General features: G+C 73.1%; 15 protein-coding genes. 9 read left to right on the top strand and 6 right to left on the bottom strand.

What is annotated here, in order from left to right; genetic code table 11:
• Window positions 1–79 precede the first annotated feature (79 nt).
• The gene (locus tag B082_RS0134300) at window positions 80–1390 is read right to left on the bottom strand and encodes an MFS transporter (RefSeq protein WP_026250478.1); all 1311 of its coding nucleotides are present in this window, start codon (window positions 1388–1390) and stop codon (window positions 80–82) included.
• Between the two features lie 417 nt (window positions 1391–1807).
• On the bottom strand, window positions 1808–2413 hold the full coding sequence (locus B082_RS0134295; protein WP_018556294.1) for a hypothetical protein: 606 nt from the start codon (window positions 2411–2413) through the stop codon (window positions 1808–1810).
• Window positions 2414–2566: 153 nt separating this feature from the next.
• Between B082_RS0134295 and npdG the strand changes: the two genes are divergently transcribed.
• Both npdG and B082_RS0134285 read left to right on the top strand, forming a co-directional pair.
• Window positions 2567–3277, top strand: coding sequence for an NADPH-dependent F420 reductase (gene npdG, locus B082_RS0134290; RefSeq protein ID WP_018556293.1), 711 nt, complete (start codon window positions 2567–2569; stop codon window positions 3275–3277).
• A gap of 86 nt (window positions 3278–3363) precedes the next feature.
• A complete protein-coding gene (locus tag B082_RS0134285; protein ID WP_018556292.1) occupies window positions 3364–3561 on the top strand; it encodes a hypothetical protein in 198 nt (65 codons plus the stop codon).
• 10 nt (window positions 3562–3571) lie between these two features.
• On the opposite strand, the gene B082_RS0134280 is transcribed toward B082_RS0134285, so the two are convergent.
• The gene (locus B082_RS0134280) at window positions 3572–4360 is read right to left on the bottom strand and encodes a site-2 protease family protein (protein WP_026250477.1); all 789 of its coding nucleotides are present in this window, start codon (window positions 4358–4360) and stop codon (window positions 3572–3574) included.
• A 166-nt stretch (window positions 4361–4526) separates the two neighbouring features.
• Between B082_RS0134280 and B082_RS37325 the strand changes: the two genes are divergently transcribed.
• The 3 genes from B082_RS37325 to B082_RS0134265 all read left to right on the top strand — a co-directional run bounded on the left by B082_RS37325 (window position 4527) and on the right by B082_RS0134265 (window position 9124).
• A complete protein-coding gene (locus B082_RS37325; RefSeq protein ID WP_018556290.1) occupies window positions 4527–5183 on the top strand; it encodes a hypothetical protein in 657 nt (218 codons plus the stop codon).
• 24 nt (window positions 5184–5207) lie between these two features.
• Complete coding sequence (locus tag B082_RS0134270; RefSeq protein WP_018556289.1) at window positions 5208–5606, top strand: hypothetical protein; 399 nt, start codon at window positions 5208–5210, stop codon at window positions 5604–5606.
• Between the two features lie 146 nt (window positions 5607–5752).
• Window positions 5753–9124 carry an AfsR/SARP family transcriptional regulator gene (locus B082_RS0134265; protein ID WP_018556288.1) on the top strand — a complete coding sequence of 1124 codons (3372 nt, stop codon included), beginning with the start codon at window positions 5753–5755 and terminating at the stop codon, window positions 9122–9124.
• 17 nt (window positions 9125–9141) lie between these two features.
• Here the strand turns inward: B082_RS0134265 and B082_RS0134260 are convergent, their stop codons facing one another.
• The 3 genes from B082_RS0134260 to panB all read right to left on the bottom strand — a co-directional run bounded on the left by B082_RS0134260 (window position 9142) and on the right by panB (window position 12071).
• On the bottom strand, window positions 9142–10002 hold the full coding sequence (locus tag B082_RS0134260; RefSeq protein WP_018556287.1) for an ABC transporter permease: 861 nt from the start codon (window positions 10000–10002) through the stop codon (window positions 9142–9144).
• Entirely contained in the window at window positions 9999–11018 is a 1020-nt protein-coding gene (locus tag B082_RS0134255) for an ATP-binding cassette domain-containing protein (RefSeq protein ID WP_018556286.1), read from the bottom strand. Before B082_RS0134255 ends, B082_RS0134260 begins: the two co-directional genes overlap by 4 nt.
• Before the next feature lie 168 nt (window positions 11019–11186).
• Window positions 11187–12071, bottom strand: a complete 885-nt coding sequence (gene panB, locus B082_RS0134250) for a 3-methyl-2-oxobutanoate hydroxymethyltransferase (protein WP_018556285.1) — start codon at window positions 12069–12071, stop codon at window positions 11187–11189.
• A gap of 168 nt (window positions 12072–12239) precedes the next feature.
• On the opposite strand from panB, the gene B082_RS0134245 reads away from it, so the two are divergent.
• From B082_RS0134245 to B082_RS0134230, 4 genes are all read left to right on the top strand, one after another.
• Window positions 12240–13844, top strand: a complete 1605-nt coding sequence (locus B082_RS0134245) for a DHA2 family efflux MFS transporter permease subunit (protein WP_026250475.1) — start codon at window positions 12240–12242, stop codon at window positions 13842–13844.
• A 265-nt stretch (window positions 13845–14109) separates the two neighbouring features.
• Window positions 14110–14781 (top strand): TetR/AcrR family transcriptional regulator, encoded by a 672-nt coding sequence (locus B082_RS0134240; RefSeq protein WP_051094760.1) that lies wholly within the window; start codon window positions 14110–14112, stop codon window positions 14779–14781.
• 292 nt (window positions 14782–15073) lie between these two features.
• Window positions 15074–16006, top strand: a complete 933-nt coding sequence (locus B082_RS0134235; RefSeq protein WP_063831080.1) for an endonuclease/exonuclease/phosphatase family protein — start codon at window positions 15074–15076, stop codon at window positions 16004–16006.
• Between the two features lie 226 nt (window positions 16007–16232).
• Window positions 16233–17480: an MFS transporter gene (locus tag B082_RS0134230; protein WP_018556281.1), complete on the top strand. Its 1248-nt coding sequence runs from the start codon at window positions 16233–16235 to the stop codon at window positions 17478–17480.
• Window positions 17481–17511 lie beyond the last annotated feature (31 nt).

Below are 17511 nucleotides of genomic sequence, written 5' to 3'. Positions count from 1 at the left end.
CCCGAGACCTCCGACACCTCTGGGGCCTCCGGGGTCCCTGGGGCCCCAGGGACCCCGGGGCCCGGCTGAGGCGGCCGGCTCAGGCGGCCGGGGCCGCGTCCAGTCCCTCGGCGTGCTGCGCGCGCCTGCGCATCGCGTCCTCGTCCGTCGCCGCGTCGTACGTGAGGAGCTTGGGGAGCGCCGCGGCCAGCAGCGCCACGGAGGCGACGCAGGCCACGCCGCCGGTCCAGATCGCGGGCCGGGTCCCGGTCCATCCCGCCATGCCGCCGGCCCGGACCTGGCCGAGCTGCGGCCCGACGCTGTACGAGAGCACCTCGATGCCCGCGAGGCGGCCGCGCAGCTCCTCGGGGATGGTCTGGTTCCAGATGGTGGAGCGTCCGAGGCCGCTGAGCATGTCGCCCGCCCCGGCGAACCCGAGGCAGACCAGCACCAGCCACACGTTGCCGAACCAGCCGGCCGCCGCGATGGCCATGCCCCAGACGGCGGCACCGCACACGACGAACAGCCCATGCCTGCGCACCCGGGAGGTCCAGCCGCTGGTCAGACCCAGGACGAGGGAGCCGACCGAGCCCGCCGCGTACATCAGGCCGAGCGACCAGTCGGCGTCCAGCTCGTCCGCGAGGAACGGGAAGATGGTGTTGGGGAAGGCGAAGAACATCGCGGCCATGTCGATCGCGTACGTCCCGAGGAGCACCGGCCGGCTCCACGCGTAGCGCGCGCCCTCCACGATGCCGCGCAGCGAAGGCTTCTGCCCCTTCTCGGCGGGCGGCGCCGGGGCGAGCCTGCGGCACATCAGCACGGAGGCGGCGAAGGTGACCACGGTGACGGAGTACGCGGTGGCGTGCCCGGCGTAGGCCACCACGAGGCCCGCCAGCGCCGGGCCCATGATCGCCCCGGCCTGCCAGCGCAGGGCGTTCAGGGCGGCGGCAGCGGGCAGCTGTTCGTGCGGCACGATGCGGGCCATCAGCGAGTCCAGCGCGGGCCGTTGGAGCCCGGCGAGCGCGGAGACGCCGCCCGCCACCACGTAGAGCGGCCACAGCAGCGGGTCGGGCAGGGCCGCGTTCACCAGGAGGATCAGCGCGAGGAGCCCGAGCCCGGCCTCGGTGGCCAGGATGATCTTCCGCCGGTCGGCCGCGTCGGCGAGCGCGCCGCCGTACAGGCCGCATATGACCAGCGGCACCAGCTCGACCGCGCCCATCGCGCCGACGGCGAGGGGAGAGCCGGTGAGGTCCTTGATCTGGAGCGGCAGCGCGATCAGCGCCATGAAGCTGCCGAAGTAGGTGACGATCCCCTGCACCCACAGCAGCCGGAAATCGGCCGACGAGCGCCAGGGCGAAAGATCGGGAAGGAGCGCGGCAAGCCTGGCGGCGAGGGAGGAGCGAGAGGTCACGAGGAGACATGGTCTGTCGGGATACGTGCCCAATGCAAACGGTATTCGCGGCGGGGGCGGGGGCAGGGCCGGACCCCGGGGCGCCGGGGCCCGTACACCGCAGGGGCCCCCGCCGCCTCCTCCGAGGCGACCGGCGGCGGCCCCGGCGCGGACCGGGGCGGGCAGGTCCGGGCGGACGGGACGCGGGCAGGCGATGGCCGGCGCCGACCGGGGTGGGCAGGCGCGGGCAGGCCCGGGGCGGGCGGGCGCGGGCAGGCGCGGGCGGCCCGGGGCGGAGGCGCGGATATGGCCAGGCGCGGACCGGGGTGGGCGGATGCGGGCGGATCGGGGCGGCCAGGTCCGGGCCTGACCGGGGCGGGCATGGGCAGGCGCGGGGGCCGCCGGGGGCGCCGGGTCCTCCGGGCGGCGTCCCGCACCTCACCACCGAGGCGGGGGAGGTGCGGTCAGCTGGTCGGCGAGGCGGGACAGCCGGTCGCGGAAGGTGCGCCGGCCGCCGCGCGGGACGGGCGTGCCGTTCTCCCCGGCGGCGGCGCTCACCAGGTGCTGGACGGTGTCCAGGTCCACATCGTCGCCGTCCGTCACGGACAGCGCCTCATGGGCGAGCCCGCGCACCTGCGGATCGCCGTTGTCCAGCGAGAGGACCGTCGCCCCGGCCCGGCGGGCGTCGTGGACCCGTTCGAGGAAACCCTCGCCCGGCCGCTCCGGCGTCACCACGAGCAGCGTCTCGCCCCGCCCCGCCGCCTCGATCCGGCCGAGCCCGACCGAGAGGTGTTCGGGGACGCCGGGTTCCACCCGGTGGCGGACCAGGGTGGGGCGGAGTTCGGGCAGCCCCGCCCAGGTGGACTCGTCGACCAGATGGGCCGCCAGGTGCCAGGGCTCGTACACCTCGGTCCCGACCAGCAGCAGCCCGCCGCCGTGCGGGACCACGGAGGAGCGCAGGGCCCCGGCGAACTGCCGGGCGGCCGCCGGCCACCGGGTCCTGGCGAGCACTTCACGCAGCAGCGCCACACGTACGGCATCCATGGCCCGGCATCATCCACGAGCCCGCTGCCCGTCATCGGCGAACGGCCCCGCGGTCATCCGCACGGGGGGTCGTCCGGAAGGCTGTCCGATGATCCGTCCCGCTGGTCGGGGACACAGGGTCCTGACGCCGTACCTGGCAGTAGTGTCGAGGCCATGACTACGAATGACAACGGCAGCGCGCCCAAGCCCCCCGTCAAGGACCCGTGGGACCTGCCCGACGTGTCCGGCCTGACCATCGGCGTGCTCGGCGGCACCGGCCCGCAGGGGCGCGGGCTCGCCTACCGGTTCGCCCGCGCCGGGCAGCAGGTGATCATCGGCTCCCGCGCCGCGGACCGCGCCGAGGCCGCCGCCCAGGAGCTGGGGCACGGCGTACGGGGCGCCGACAACGCCGCCTGCGCCCGCGACAGCGACGTGGTGATCGTCGCGGTGCCGTGGGACGGGCACGCCAAGACGCTGGAGTCGCTGCGCGAGGAGCTGGCCGGGAAACTGGTCGTCGACTGCGTCAACCCGCTCGGTTTCGACAAGAAGGGCGCCTACGCGCTGAAGCCGGAGGAGGGCAGCGCCGCCGAACAGGCCGCCGCCCTGCTGCCGGACTCCCGCGTCACCGCCGCCTTCCACCACCTGTCCGCCGTGCTGCTCCAGGACGAGGCGATCGAGGAGATCGACACCGACGTCCTGGTTCTGGGCGAGGCCCGCGCCGACACCGACATCGTCCAGGCCCTGGCCGGCCGCATCCCCGGCATGCGCGGCATCTTCGCCGGCCGGCTCCGCAACGCCCACCAGGTCGAGTCGCTGGTCGCCAACCTCATCTCGGTCAACCGCCGCTACAAGGCCCACGCCGGACTGCGTACCACCGACGTGTGAGCGGGGGCCCACCCTGCTCCGGGCGGCCGGAGGCATGGGGGACACTGGAGGGGACCGCGTACCAGCCCCCGACAGGAGCCACCCCCATGCCCCGCCTCGCTCTCTACGCCCTCGTCGTCTGCGTCCTCGCCGTTGCCGCGGCCGTGACGTCCTTCGTGGAGGGCATGTGGCTCATCGGGGCCGTCTGGGTGCTGCTCGTCGGACTCTCGTCCAACATGGCCTGGTACTACCTGCGCCGCCGCCGCGCCGAGGCAACCGGCCGCCCGGCGGACCAGAGCCTGTAGCCGCCCCCGCTCACCCTCCGATTCCGCACACCGGACTGGCCCCCTGCCAGAACCGGTAGGCGTCCAGCCCGCAGTCCACCCAGAACCCGTGCACGCCCAGCGACCTCAGCACCGCGTAGACGGCGTCGAAGAAGACCGCGTTCAGCTCGGGGATCCACAGCAGGGCGAAGACCGCGATCAGTCCGAACGGCGCGATCGGCTCCACCGACCGCCGCACGGAGTACGACAGCCACGGCTCGATCACCCCGTAGCCGTCGAGCCCCGGCACCGGCAGGAAGTTCAGGATCGCCGCCGTCACCTGGAGCAGAGCCAGGAAGCCCAGCGCGTTGCGGAAGGCGGGCGGGACCCCGTCCAGCGCGTGCAGCCAGAACGGCGCGGTGCACACGAGGGCGAACAGCACATTGGTCAGCGGCCCCGCCGCCGAGATCAGACTGTGCCGCCACCGCCCCCGGATCCGTCCCCGCTCGATGAAGACCGCCCCGCCCGGCAGCCCGATCCCGCCCATGATCACGAACAGCACCGGCAGCACGATGCTCAGCAGCGCGTGCGTGTACTTGAGCGGATTCAGCGTCAGATAGCCCTTGGCGCCGATCGAGATGTCCCCGCTGTGCAGCGCGGTCCTGGCATGCGCGTACTCATGCAGACACAGCGACACCACCCAGGCCCCGGTGACGAACAGGAACGTCGCGAACCCGGGCTGCGCCGCGAAGTCCGTCCACACTCCCCACCCGGCCACGGCGGTCACGGCGGCAATGCCGAGAAAGACCGGGCTGATCCGCTGCTGTGCTGCGCCTGCCATTCCTTGAGCCTAAGGGCTGAACGCCGTTCGCAGGGCTCTCGCCGCTTTTCCCGCCGCGTCCGCAGGACCGCCGGCCACCGCCACTCGCCCGGCGTGGTGAACGTCTTTCAGGGGTAGGCGAGTTGGAGTGTTCGAGCGACGGGGGGCGGCGATGAGTGCGTCGACGATGACGGAGCGTCTCGGGAAGGCGCTGAGCCTGCCGGGGCGGTGGAGTCCGCGGCGGCCCCGGCTCGTGGGGGCGATCCTCGCGCTGGGCAGCGGGGTCGCGATCACCGGCTGCGGTGTTCTGGGCGCCGTCATGCACGACGGGCCCTGGTTCGTCACGGTCGGCTACGCGGTGGTCGTCACGGGGAACATACTCGGCCTGATTGCGCTCTGCATTCCCTCGTGGAAACACGCGGTGGCCCTGATGGTGCCCTGCTTGTTCCTGCTCGCCATGGTTCCCTACGGCTTCCGCAGCGCGGTCCTCGACTGGCGGGGGGAGCAGGTGCGGGCCACGGTCACCGAGGTGAAGCAGCGGCGGACTGCGAGGGTCGGCGGCGTGGACTACGGCTGCAAGGTCGAGACGCCGGGTCGTTCCTTCTGGTTCTGGGACAACGAGCCGTGCGGCCGGAACACCCGCCCCGGTGATCGCTTCGAGATCCTGCGCGACCCCCACGACCTGGTGGCGGCCGCGTCCACCTCCAGTCGGCCGATCGGCTTCCCGGTACTGGTGGCGGGCGCCGGCGCGGCACTGCTCCTGATGTCCGCGGTCGGCGCCTGGACCATGACGCCGTCGGCGCGCGGTGGCGGTGCACCACCGGCCGGGCCCCGGAGGGTGTGAGCGCCCCTGCTAACGTCCGGCTCCGTGAACGACAACGTAGACAACGTATACGTGGGCAACGCGGGCAAGGACGCCGCGCTCGACCGGGGATGGATTCTCGGGCACTTCAAGGACGCCGGCGATCCCCGGCACAGCGAGGACGTCGAGATCAAGTGGGGCGTCCATCCGCCGGGGGACGAGCGGGCGCAGTGGGTGCGGGGGGAGAGCCGGACCGCGCTGCTCGTGCTCATCAGCGGGCGGTTCCGGGTGGAACTGCCGGGGCGCAGCGTGCTGCTGGAGGAGCAGGGCGACTACGTCGTGTGGGGCAGGGGCGTCGATCACTCGTGGATCGCGGAGGAGGAGTCCGTGGTCCTCACCGTCCGCTGGCCGTCCGTGCCCGGGTACGCCGTCGGGCCGGAGAACCACGAACCGGTACGGGACTGACGACCGACGACCGCGGCGCGCGACACGCCGAAAACGCCTCGCTTCCGGACCGGGGTTCCGGAAAGGGTGGGGGCATGACGGACGGGGCGGGAGCACGGGGCGGGGCGGCTGTGCGCGGGGCGCCGGGGGTCGCGGACAATGGGCGCGTGCGCTACGGCATCCTCGGGACCACCCAGGCACTCCGCGACGACGGCACACCCGTATCCGTCGGCGGGGCGCGCCTGCGTGCCCTGCTCACCGTGCTCGCCCTGCGGGCCGGGCGGACGGTCCCGGTCGCCGTGCTCGTGGACGAGGTGTGGGACGGCGACCCGCCCGCCGACGCGGCCGGCGCGCTCCAGGCCCTGGTGGGGCGGCTGCGGCGGGCGCTCGGGCACGAGGCGGTCGCCTCGGCGGAGAGCGGCTACCGGCTGGCCGCCGCACCGGAGGCCGTCGACCTGTTCCGCTTCGAGCGGCTCGCCGGAGAAGGCGCGCGGGCCCTCGCGGAGGGCGACCCGGCGCGGGCCATGAACCACCTGGACGACGCACTGGCGCTCTGGCGGGGCCCCGCGCTCGCCGACCTCCCCGACCGGCACACCGCCGCCACGCGCTGGACGGCCCGGCGCCTCGACGCCCGCCGGGCCCGGCTCACCGCGGCGCTCCGGCTCGGCCGGGCCGCCGAAGTGCTGCCGGAGCTGGCCGCGCTCTGCGGCGAGCACCCGCTCGACGAACCGCTCCAGGCCCTCCGGCTGCGGGCCCTGCGCGACGCCGGCCGCACCGCCCAGGCGCTCGCCGCCTACGACGAGGTGCGCACCCTCATCGCCGCCCGGCTCGGCACCGGCCCCGGGCCCGAACTGACCGCCCTCCACGAGGAACTGCTCCGGCAGGAACCCGCGCCCTCCGCAGGCCCGTCCGCCCCGGCCGTCGCCGCACCGGCCCCCATCGCACCGGGCCCCGCCGCCCCGGCCCCCGCCGCCCCGCACGGCAACCTGCGGGCCCGGCTCACCAGCTTCGTCGGCCGGGAGCGCGACATGGAGGCGCTGCGGGGCGACCTCGCCCGGGGACGGCTCGTCACCCTCCTCGGGCCGGGCGGCGCCGGCAAGACCCGGCTCTCGCAGGAGGCCGCGGACACCATCGACCCGCGCACCTGGCCGGACGGCGTCTGGCTGGCCGAGCTGGCGCCCGTGGACGACCCCGACGCGGTGCCGGAGGCGGTGCTCGCCGCGCTCGGCGCCCGGGAGACCGTGCTGAGCGCGGCCGGCGCCGGGGAGCTCAGGGCCGTCGAACGGGCCTCGGGCGAGGAACGGGCCGCCGGTGAATCGCTCGCCCGGCTCACCGAGTACTGCTCCCGCCGCCGCATGCTGCTCCTGCTGGACAACTGCGAGCACGTCATCGGGGCCGCCGCCGCCCTCGCCGACCATCTGCTGGCCCGCTGCCCGCAGCTCACCGTCCTCGCGACCAGCCGCGAACCCCTGGGCGTGCCGGGTGAGACCGTCCGGCCCGTCGACCCGCTGCCGGACCCCACGGCCCTGCGGCTGCTCGCCGAACGCGGCGCCGCCGCACGGCCCGGCTTCCGGGTCGACGCGGACGAGGCGACGGCGGCGGCCACCGCCGAGATCTGCCGCCGCCTCGACGGGCTGCCGCTCGCCATCGAACTGGCCGCCGCCCGGCTGCGGATGCTCACCCCGCAGCAGATCGCCGAGCGGCTGGACGACCGGTTCCGGCTGCTGACCAGCGGCAGCCGGACCGTGCTCCCGCGCCAGCAGACCCTGCGGGCCGTCGTCGACTGGTCCTGGGAGCTGCTGGACGACGCCGAGCGCGTCACCCTGCGCAGGCTGTCCGTCTTCGCCGGCGGCTGCACCCTCGAAGCCGTCGAGGACGTCCTTGCCGACCGGGCGGGCCGGGCGTACGAGGTCGCCGGGCTGCTGGGCTCCCTCGTGGACAAGTCCCTGGTCGTGGCCGCTCCGGCGCCGGACGGCCAGATGCGCTACCGCCTCCTGGAGACCGTCGGCGAGTACGCGGCACAGCGGCTGGCGGAGTCGGGGGAGCGGGACGCCGTCGAGCGCCGGCATCTCGTCCACTTCCGCGAGCTGGCCCGTACCACCGACCCGCTGCTGCGCGGCTCCGGACAGCTCGCCGCCATCGAACTGTTCCAGCGCGAGTACGAGAACCTGCGCATCGCCCTGCGGCACGCCGTCGCCGCGGGCGACGAGCAGGAGGCGCTGTGCATGGTGCTGTCGCTCTCCTGGTACTGGCAGATCCGCGATCTGCGCAACGACGCCCTGCACTGGGCCGACGCGGTCGCGGCCCTCGGCCCGGACCCGTTCGCCCCGCCCGTACGGCCCGCGCCCTCCATCTACGAGCGCTGCACCGACGCGCCCCCGCCCATGCGGCCGGAACTGCTCCAGGAGGCGCGGCGCCAGGTGGCGCTGGTCCAGCTGGTCAGCATGGACCACGTGATGGACGAGTGGACGAACGAGTGCGGCAGGGACCGGCTGCGGGCGATCGTCGCCACCTACCGGGCCGGCCAGCCGCAGACCTGCCGCAGCCCCGCCTCGCTCTGGTTCTTCGCCGTGATGCTGACCGGCGGCGTCGCCGACCTGCGGCACCTGCTGGACGAAACCGTCCGCGCCGCCCGGGAGTTCGGCTACGAGTGGGAGCTGGCCGCCGCCCTCCAGATGCGCGCCAACGTGCTGGCCAACCGCCCCGACTGGGCCGGGGAGGCCCACACGGACGCCGCCGAGAGCCTGGCGATCTTCCACCGTCTCGGCGACGACTGGGGCATGGCCGAGGCACTCTCCTCGCGCGGCGAGGCCAACGAGAGGACGGGCGCCTACGTGCGGGCGGCCGAGGACTACCAGGCAGCGATCGGCTCGGCCGGGAAGCTGGGCGCCCTGGCCCAGGTGTCCGTGCTCCGCATCCGCTACGCCGCCGTGCTCACCGAACTCGGCCGCGGGGCGGAGGGCGAGGCGATCATGCGCGAGGTGCTGAGCGACGAGCGCCGGACCGGGCACGAGGCGAGGCCGGCGGCACGGCTGTTCCTCGCCATGTGGCTGGGGCGGTCCGGCCGTACCGTCGAGGCGCGTGAGCAGTTCGAGCTCCTGCTCGAAGCGTTCCGGTCCCGGACCATGGCGATCTTCGAGGGGTTCGTCACCGGAGGTCTGGCCTGGCTGGACAACCAGGAGGGCGACTACGCGAGCGGTCTTGAGCGGAGCCGGCAGGCCCTGACAGGGCTGAGCGACCCGCTGACGCGGATGGTCGCTCCGCAGATGGCCATGATCAATCTGGTGATCGTGGCGTGGGCGCTGGGCGGGCTCGGCGGCGAGGACCGGAGCGGTCTCGCGGCGCGGCTGCTGGGCGCCGCCCGGACGCACCTGCCGGCGGGCCACTTCCTGAACGGGATGGAACGGGAGAACTTCGCCCGTGCCGAGTCCCTGGTCCGCGACCGGCTCGGCGACCGCGCCTTCGAGGCCGCGTACGCCGAGGGCGGCGGCCTCTCCCTGGAGGAGGCCGCCGCCCTCGTCGACGCGTACCGGGACTGAGCCGGAGTCCTGAAGGGTCAGGACTTCTTGCGGAACTTGGACACCGCGAGCGGGGCCACCGCCGCCGTGATGACCGCGGCCCAGCCGAGCGTCAGCCAGACCGAGTGGCCGAGCGGGGTGCCCATCATGAGGCCGCGGGCCGCGTCCGCCAGGTTCGACAGCGGGTTGTAGTCGGTGAACGACTGGAGCCAGCCGGGCATCGTCGTGGGCGGGGCGAAGATCGAGGAACCGAACTGGAGCGGCATCATCACCAGCATCCCCATTCCCTGGACCGCCTGGGGCGTCTTCATGGCCAGCCCGAGCAGGATGAAGATCCACATGATCGCGGCGCCGAACGCGGCCGACAGGGCGATGGCCCCGATCAGCCCGAGCACGGAGCCGTGGAGTTCCAGGCCGAGGGCGAAGCCCATGCCCAGCAGGATGAACGTGGCGACCATCATCCGGCCCAGCTCGACCACGATCTTGGCGATGAGCACCGAGGACCGGGCGATCGGCATCGTACGGAAGCGGTCCATGACGCCCTTGCGGAAGTCGTCGTTGACACCGCTGCCGACGGCCATGGCGATGTTCATGCCCATCATCGCCATCAGCCCGGGGATCAGGTAGTTCAGATACTCCTGCCGGCCGCCGCCCATGCTGCCGCCGACCGAGCCGCCGAAGACGTACACGAACAGCAGCACGAAGATGACGGGCATCAGCAGCGCGTCGAACATCGACTCCGGATCCTTTTTGATCTGGAGCAGATTGCGCCGTACCAGCGCGCCGATGTGGCGCAGGTTGTTCCGGAGGCCGATCCCGCCCTCGTCGTGGAGCTTCGTGGCCGGTGCGGGGCCGCCGGTCGTGCCGGTGGGGGTGGGCGTCAGAGTCGTCGTGCTCATGCCGCGACCTCCTGGGGAATCGTGTCGGTGACGGTGGCCTTGTCGCCCGTGATGGCGAGGAAGACCTCGTCCAGGCTGGGCAGCGCGGTGGCGACGTGGGCCAGCGAGAAGCCGCGGGTGCCGAGCAGGCCGATGACGGCGGTGAGCTGTTCGTCGCTCAGGATCGGTACGTAGAGCACGCCCTCGTCCGGGACGGCCTGCGCGCCCGCGATCCCGTCGAGACCGGTCTCCCGCAGCGCCTGGGCCATCGCGGCCAGCTCGGACGGGTCTGTGGGCCTGATCTGGAGGGTGCGACCGCCGACCTTGGCCTTCAGCTCGTCCACACCGCCCCGGGCGATGATCCTGCCCTTGTCGATGACGGTGAGTTCGTTGGCCAGTTGTTCGGCCTCTTCCATGTACTGGGTGGTGAGCAGCACGGTCGCCCCCTCCGCGACCATGCGCTGCACCTCGTCCCAGACCTCGTTGCGGGTACGGGGGTCGAGCCCCGTCGTCGGCTCGTCCAGGTAGAGGACGGCCGGGTTGCCGATCATGGAGGCGGCCAGGTCGAGCCGGCGGCGCATCCCGCCGGAGTACTCCATCGCGGCCTTCCTCGCCGCGTCCGTGAGCGAGAAGCGCTCCAGCAGCTCGTCGGCCCGCGACCGCGCCTTCTTGCGCGGGAGGTCGAGCAGCCGCCCGATCATGTAGAGGTTCTCCCAGCCGGAGAGCTTCTCGTCGACCGAGGCGTACTGCCCGGTCAGGCCGATGGTGCGGCGCAGCGCGCGGGGCTGTTTCACCACGTCGAAGCCGGCCACGACCGCCGTTCCGGCGTCGGGCACGATCAGTGTGGACAGGCAGCGTACGAGGGTGGTCTTGCCGGCGCCGTTGGGGCCGAGCACGCCGAGGACGGTGCCCTCGCGCACATCGAGGTCCACACCGTCCAGGGCTTTGGTCTCGCCGTAGTGCTTGACCAGTCCCCGGACCTCCACGGCGTTCCCGCCGTTCCCGCCGTTTCGGGGGGTCTTGTCGATTCGCGTCATGCCGACTATCAGACCAGCCGCCACCGACAGTCCACCGACATCCCGCCTACAGCCGCCCGCACAGGCCGACAGCCCGCCGATGGGGGAAGTCGGCGGGCTGTCGTTGGTGCCGGTGGTGGTCATCGGGGGCGGGCCCCGGGCATCGGGGGACCGGCCCCCCCGCGGGCCTCAGTGGAAGGTGTGCTCCGGGGCCGGGAACGTGCCGCCGACGACCTCTTCGGCGTACGCCTTCGCCGCGTCGCCGAGGATCTGCCGCAGGTCGGCGTACTGCTTGGTGAAGCGCGGCACCTTGCCGCCGGTCAGCCCGACCATGTCCGTGTAGACCAGCACCTGCGCGTCGGTCTCCGGGCCCGCGCCGATCCCGATGGTCGGGATGTGCAGGGTGCGGGTGACCTCCGCTGCCAGCTCGGCCGGTACGAGTTCCAGGACGACGGCGAACGCGCCCGCGTCCTGTACGGCCTTGGCGTCGCGCAGCATCTGCTGGGCGGCCTCCTCGCCGCGGCCCTGCACCCGGTAGCCCATCGCGTTGACGGACTGCGGGGTCAGGCCGATGTGGGCCATGACCGGGATACCGGCGTCGACCAGCAGTTTGATCTGCTCGTGGCTGCGCTCGCCGCCCTCCAGCTTGACCGCGCCGACGCCGGACTCCTTGATGAGACGGGTCGCGTTGCGCAGGGCCTGGACCGGGCTCTCCTGGTACGCGCCGAAGGGGAGGTCCGCGACGATCAGGGCGCGCTCGGTGCCCCGGACGACGGCGGCGGACAGGATGGCGATCTCGTCCATCGTGACGGGCACGGTGGTCTCGTAGCCGAGGTGACAGTTGCCCATGGAGTCGCCGACGAGCATGACCGGGATGCCGGCCTCGTCGAAGACGGACGCGGTCATCGCGTCGTAGGCGGTGAGCATGGGCCACTTCTCGCCGCGCGCGGTGGCGGCGGCGATGTCGTGAACGGTGACCCGGCGGTTCCTCTTGCCCCCGTACAGCGACTTGCCGCTGTCGGAGGGGGTTCCCGCGGGGGTGGCGGACTGGTTCTGCGCAGCCTGAAGCGACATGGCAGGTGGCTCCTTCGTCATCTCGAGGCGCCCTGACGGCGTCCCCGGATCCCTTCCATGGTGGCATCCCGGAGCCGGTCGCGGGAAGTGGGCCGCGCTGCCGGGCCCTCGGTAAAGAATTTACAATACGAGACGGTCTCGTATCGAAAGTCGTTTAGGCTGCTCATCATGTCCACACCATCCGGCGCTCCCGCCGTGCCCCAGATACCGGAGGCGGTCCACCGCCGCCGCTGGGCGATTCTCGTCGTCCTGATGTTCAGCCTGCTCATCGTGGTGCTCGACAACTCGATCCTGAACGTCGCCGTCAAGACGATCGCCTCCCCCTCGCCCACCGGGCTCGGCGCCACCCAGAGCGAGCTGGAGTGGGCGATCAACTCCTACACGCTCGTCTTCGCCGGGCTCCTCTTCACCGCCGGCCTGCTGGGCGACCGCCTGGGCCGCAAGAAGGTCCTGCTCTTCGGCATCACCCTCTTCGGCATCGGCTCCGCCCTCGCCGCCATGTCCGGCTCGCCCGGCCAGCTCATCGCCTGGCGCGCCCTGATGGGCTTCGGCGCCGCCTTCGTCATGCCGGCCACGCTCGCCGTCCTGATGAACGTCTTCGAGCGCGACGAGCAGCCCAAGGCCATCGGCATCTGGGCCGGCAGCGTCGGCCTGGGCATCGCGATCGGCCCCATCACCGGCGGCCTGCTCCTCGAACACTTCTGGTGGGGCTCGATCTTCCTGGTCAACGTGCCCGTCGTGGTCATCGCGCTGGTCGCGATGGTGCTGCTGGTGCCGGACTCGAAGGACCCGAAGCCGGGCCGGCTCGACCCGATCGGTGTGGTGCTCTCCATCATCGGCCTGGTCCTGCTGGTGTACGGCATCATCCGCGGCGGCGAGCTCGCCGACTTCACCGACACCTCCGTCCTCCTCCCGGTCATCGGCGGACTCGTCGTCCTGGCGGGCTTCGTCCTCCACGAGAAGCGGAGCGCCAGCCCGGCGATCGACATCTCGTACTTCAGGAAGCCCGCCTTCTCCGCCGCCGTCGCCGCCATCGCGCTGGTCTTCTTCGCGCTGATGGGCGTGACCTTCTTCTCCGCCTTCTACATGCAGAGCGTGCGCGGCTGGAGCGCGCTCCAGTCCGGGCTGCTGATCCTGCCGCTGGCCGTGGCGCAGATGATCTTCGCGCCCCGGGCCCGGCTCGTCGTCGCCCGGTTCGGCGCCCGCGCCGTCTGCACGGTCGGCATGCTGGCCGTCGCGCTCGGCCTGGCCGCCTTCGCCCTGTTCGACGCCGACACGCCCGTCTGGCTGATGTGCGCGGTCTTCTTCGTCCAGGGCACCGGCATGGCGCATGTGATGCCGCCGGTCACCGTGGCCGTGATGCAGGCGCTGCCGCGCGAGAAGGCGGGCTCGGGCTCGGCCGTCAACAACACGTTCCGGCAGGTCGGAGGCGCGCTCGGGATCGCCGTCCTCGGCTCGCTGCTGTCCGCCGTCTACCGCGGTGGCATCGAGGACCACCTCGGCGGGGTGCCGGCCGCCGCCCGGGGCGCGGCGGGGGAGTCCATCGAGGCGACGCTCGCCGTCGCGGAGAGGATGGGCCCCTCCGGCACCCCGCTGGTGGCCGCCGCGCACGACGCCTTCATGAGCGCCATGCACGTCACGGCCGTCGGCTCGGCCGGTGTCGCGCTCCTGGGCACGGTCGTGGTCGCGCTCTGGCTGCCGGGCCGCGAGTCCGCCGGGCAGCCGCCCGTAGGGGAAGAGGCACCGGCCGCCGCGGCGGGCGCCGAACGGTGACACCGGTGGCCGCGTACGGCTGAATCTTTCGTGTGAACCGGGCCGCGTGCGCGACCCGGTTCACACACGGGAGGCCGGGACGCGGCAGAGCCCCCCGTCCGCGTCGGGGAGAATCGGGGCGGCGAAAGGTGGGTTTCACGTGCAGGCTCAGGCACCGGACCGGGACGAGCGGGCCACGGGCGGGCGGGACGGGCGGTCGGACGGCGACCCGGGTCCCGACCCGGGCGGCCCGGGTGCCACCGGACGGCCTCCGGCCCCGGCCGCGTTGCCCGCCTCCGCGCCCGCCTCCGCCCCGGCTTCCGCCCCCGGCGGGGAGCCGGAGCCGGAGCCGCGCCGGGGCCGGCCGCGCAGCGCCGCCGCCGAGCGGGCCATCCTGGACGCCGTCGTGGAGCTGCTGGAGGCCGGCGAACCCCTCGCGGCCCTCTCCATCGAGCGCATCGCCCGCACCGCGGGCGTCGGCAAGGCCACCATCTACCGGCGCTGGGCCGGCAAGGAGGAGCTGTTCGTCGACGTCCTGCGCGCCATCGAGCCCCCGGAGCCGGACGTCTCCGGCACCGGCGGCCTGGACGACCTGCGCATCCTGCTGGAGTCCATCCGTACGCGCGGCCTCGCCCAGCGCTCCTCGGCCCTGCTGCACAACGTGTTCGCGCAGATGAAGACCCACCCCAAGCTCTGGCACGAGTACCAGCGCACCGTGATCGTCCCCCGCCGCGTCGCCATGGCCGCCGCCGTCCGGCGCGCCGTCGATGCCGGTGAGCTGCGGGACGACACGGACGTGGAGCTGATAAACGACCTGTTCCTCGGCCCCATGCTCGTACGCACCATCCACCGGCTCGACGCGCCGCTGCCCGAGGACCTCGCCGACCGCGTCATCGCCCTGGCGATCGAGGGCCTGGCTCCCCGGCGGGCCGCGGACCATGGCAGGGACCGGGGCTGACGCGCCGGGCGGGTACGAGTGTGCAGGCTTCGTCACAGACCCGCGCGTACCGCCCCCGGCCGGAACTGCCGGCGCCGTCCGCTACGTCCTCGTGGCAGTACGGCAGCCGACGGAGGCATGAGTCGGCGGCATGAAACACATCGCGCATCCCCTAGGGTCGGGGGCGCGGCGATGTGTACGGCAAGGCAGTGAGGACAGTGCGATGGCGCAGGCGTACAGGGCGGACACGGAGACCGGCGGCACGGAGCCGCAGCGCTCCGGATCCCGCTTCCGGGACCTGCGCGAGAGACTGATGAAGGACCGGGGCATCTGGCGCCGCGGGATCGTTCTGGCCTGCTGCTCGGTGCTGCTGACCCTCGTGATGGCCTTCCACGCCCGCATCCCGAACACCATCGGCAACCTGGGCAGCCTCTCCGAGACGTTCCTGCCGTGGATCGCCGTGTTCATCCCGCTGCTGCTCATCCTCGGCCTGGTGCGCCGCTCGGCGACCGCCCTGATCGCACTGCTGCTGCCGGTCGTGGTCTGGCTCAACGTGTTCGGCGGGCTGCTCACCGACAAGTCGGGCAGCGGCGGCGATCTCACCGTCGCCACCCACAACGTCAACGCCGACAACCCCGACCCCGCCGCCACCGCCGAGCAGGTCGCGGGCTCCGGCGCGGACGTCGTCGCGCTCCAGGAACTGCCCGCGGGCAAGGTCGCGGCGTACGAGAAGGCGCTCTCCGGCACCTACCGCTACCACTCCGTGCAGGGGACCGTCGGCCTGTGGAGCAAGTACCGGCTCAGCGACACCCGGCCGGTGGACCTCAAGATGGGCTGGGTCCGCGCCATGCGCACCACCGTCGCCACGCCCGAGGGCCCGCTCGCCGTCTACGTGGCGCACCTGCCGTCCGTACGCGTCAAGCTCCACGCCGGCTTCACCGCCAACCAGCGCGACCAGAGCGCGGACGCGCTGGGCAAGGCCATCTCGCACGAGTCCCTCGCCCGGGTCGCCCTGCTCGGCGACCTCAACGGGACGATGAACGACCGCGCGCTCAACGCGGTCACCTCCCAGATGCGCTCCACCCAGGGCGCGGCCGGCGACGGCTTCGGGTTCAGCTGGCCCGCGTCGTTCCCGATGGCCCGGATCGACCAGATCATGGTCAAGGGCGTCGAGCCGATGTCGTCCTGGACGCTCCCGGCCACCGGCAGCGACCACCTCCCGATCGCCGCCCGCGTCAAGCTCTGACGTAACGGGCCGTTCACCCAGGGGTGTCCGGCCTCTGAGAGACTTTGTTCCGAACGGGAACAAGGCCGCCGGCGAAGAGGCCGGTCCGCCACCGTCCGCCCCGCCCACCCGGCGGACCGCGCCGGTAGGCGTACGGCCGCGTTCTCTCCCGCCCCTCCCGCACCCCCGCGGGCCCCGACCGGGTCCCGGGCGCCGGGCGGGGCTCTCCGCGGAAAGGTTTCTCCTCATGCCCCTGGCCCTGCTCGCGCTGGCCGTGAGCGCCTTCGGCATCGGCACCACCGAGTTCGTGATGATGGGCCTGCTGCCCAACGTCGCGGACGATCTGGGCACCTCCGTCCCCACGGCCGGCTACCTGGTGTCGGCGTACGCGATCGGTGTGGTGCTCGGTGCCCCGCTGCTCACCGCCGTCGGCTCACGCGTCCCGCGCAAGCGGATGCTCCTGCTGCTGATGGCCCTGTTCACCGTCGGCAACCTCGCCTCCGCGCTCGCCCCCGGCTTCGGCTGGCTGATCGTGGGCCGGCTGCTGGCGGGACTGCCGCACGGCGCGTTCTTCGGCGTCGGCGCCGTCGTCGCCTCCCGGCTGGTCCCCGAGGGGCGCCGGGCGCGCGCCGTCGCCACGATGTTCCTCGGCCTGACCGTCGCCAACATCGTCGGCGTACCCGCCGCGACCCTGCTCGGCCAGCACCTCGGCTGGCGGGCCACCTTCCTGGTGGTCGCGGCCATCGGCGTCTGCGCGATGGCCGCCCTCGCCCGGCTGATCCCGCGGATCCCGGTCGAGGCCCACCAGAACGTCCGCCACGAGCTGCGCGCCCTGGGCAACCGGCAGGTGCTGCTCGGCCTGCTCACCGCCGTCTTCGGCTTCGCCGGGGTCTTCGCCGTGTACTCCTACCTCTCGGCGATGACGACCGAGGCGATGGGCTTCGGCGAGTCCTCCGTGACGCTGGTACTGGCGCTCTTCGGCATCGGCATGACCCTGGGCGCCCTCGCCGCGGGCCCGCTCACGGACCGGGCGCTGCGCCCGACGCTGTACGGATCGCTCGGCGCGCTCGCCGTCGTCCTGGTGGTCTTCCCGCTCGCCGCGCAGGTGAAGTGGGCCGCGCTCGTGATGGTGGTGCTGCTGGGCGGCGTCGGCTTCATGACGACCACACCGCTCCAAATGCTCGTCATGAACAAGGCCAAGGACGCACCGACCCTGGCGTCGGCCTCCAACCACTCCGCGTTCAACCTGGCCAACGCGGGCGGCGCCTGGCTCGGTGGCGTGGCCATCGCGGCGGGCTGGGGCTGGACGTCCCCCGCCCTGGTCGGCGCGGCCCTCGCGGTGGCGGGCCTGGCGGTGGCGGTCACGGCGGGCGTCCTGGACCGCGACGGCGGCAGGTCAAAGGTGGTGGCGAGCCAAAACCGAGCCCACGCCGCGCAAAACCCAGCCCATCCGGCGCTTGAGAACAAGACCTCGGCCGGAACGGACCGCACCTGATCAGTGGAGCCCGGCCAATATCAAGCCAGTC

This window comes from Streptomyces sp. ATexAB-D23, from assembly GCF_000373645.1.
Classification (GTDB): Bacteria; Actinomycetota; Actinomycetes; order Streptomycetales; family Streptomycetaceae; genus Streptomyces; species Streptomyces castrisilvae.
This window is presented reverse-complemented; position numbering and strand designations above follow the sequence as displayed.

Coding starts and splice junctions, on each gene's coding strand:
- B082_RS0134295 (WP_018556294.1), bottom strand. CDS start 2,413: ATGGATGCCGTACGTGTGGCGCTGCTGCGTGAAGTGCTCGCCAGGACC.
- npdG (WP_018556293.1), top strand. CDS start 2,567: ATGACTACGAATGACAACGGCAGCGCGCCCAAGCCCCCCGTCAAGGAC.
- B082_RS0134285 (WP_018556292.1), top strand. CDS start 3,364: ATGCCCCGCCTCGCTCTCTACGCCCTCGTCGTCTGCGTCCTCGCCGTT.
- B082_RS0134280 (WP_026250477.1), bottom strand. CDS start 4,360: ATGGCAGGCGCAGCACAGCAGCGGATCAGCCCGGTCTTTCTCGGCATT.
- B082_RS37325 (WP_018556290.1), top strand. CDS start 4,527: ATGACGGAGCGTCTCGGGAAGGCGCTGAGCCTGCCGGGGCGGTGGAGT.
- B082_RS0134260 (WP_018556287.1), bottom strand. CDS start 10,002: ATGAGCACGACGACTCTGACGCCCACCCCCACCGGCACGACCGGCGGC.
- B082_RS0134255 (WP_018556286.1), bottom strand. CDS start 11,018: ATGACGCGAATCGACAAGACCCCCCGAAACGGCGGGAACGGCGGGAAC.
- panB (WP_018556285.1), bottom strand. CDS start 12,071: ATGTCGCTTCAGGCTGCGCAGAACCAGTCCGCCACCCCCGCGGGAACC.
- B082_RS0134245 (WP_026250475.1), top strand. CDS start 12,240: ATGTCCACACCATCCGGCGCTCCCGCCGTGCCCCAGATACCGGAGGCG.
- B082_RS0134235 (WP_063831080.1), top strand. CDS start 15,074: ATGAAGGACCGGGGCATCTGGCGCCGCGGGATCGTTCTGGCCTGCTGC.
- B082_RS0134230 (WP_018556281.1), top strand. CDS start 16,233: ATGCCCCTGGCCCTGCTCGCGCTGGCCGTGAGCGCCTTCGGCATCGGC.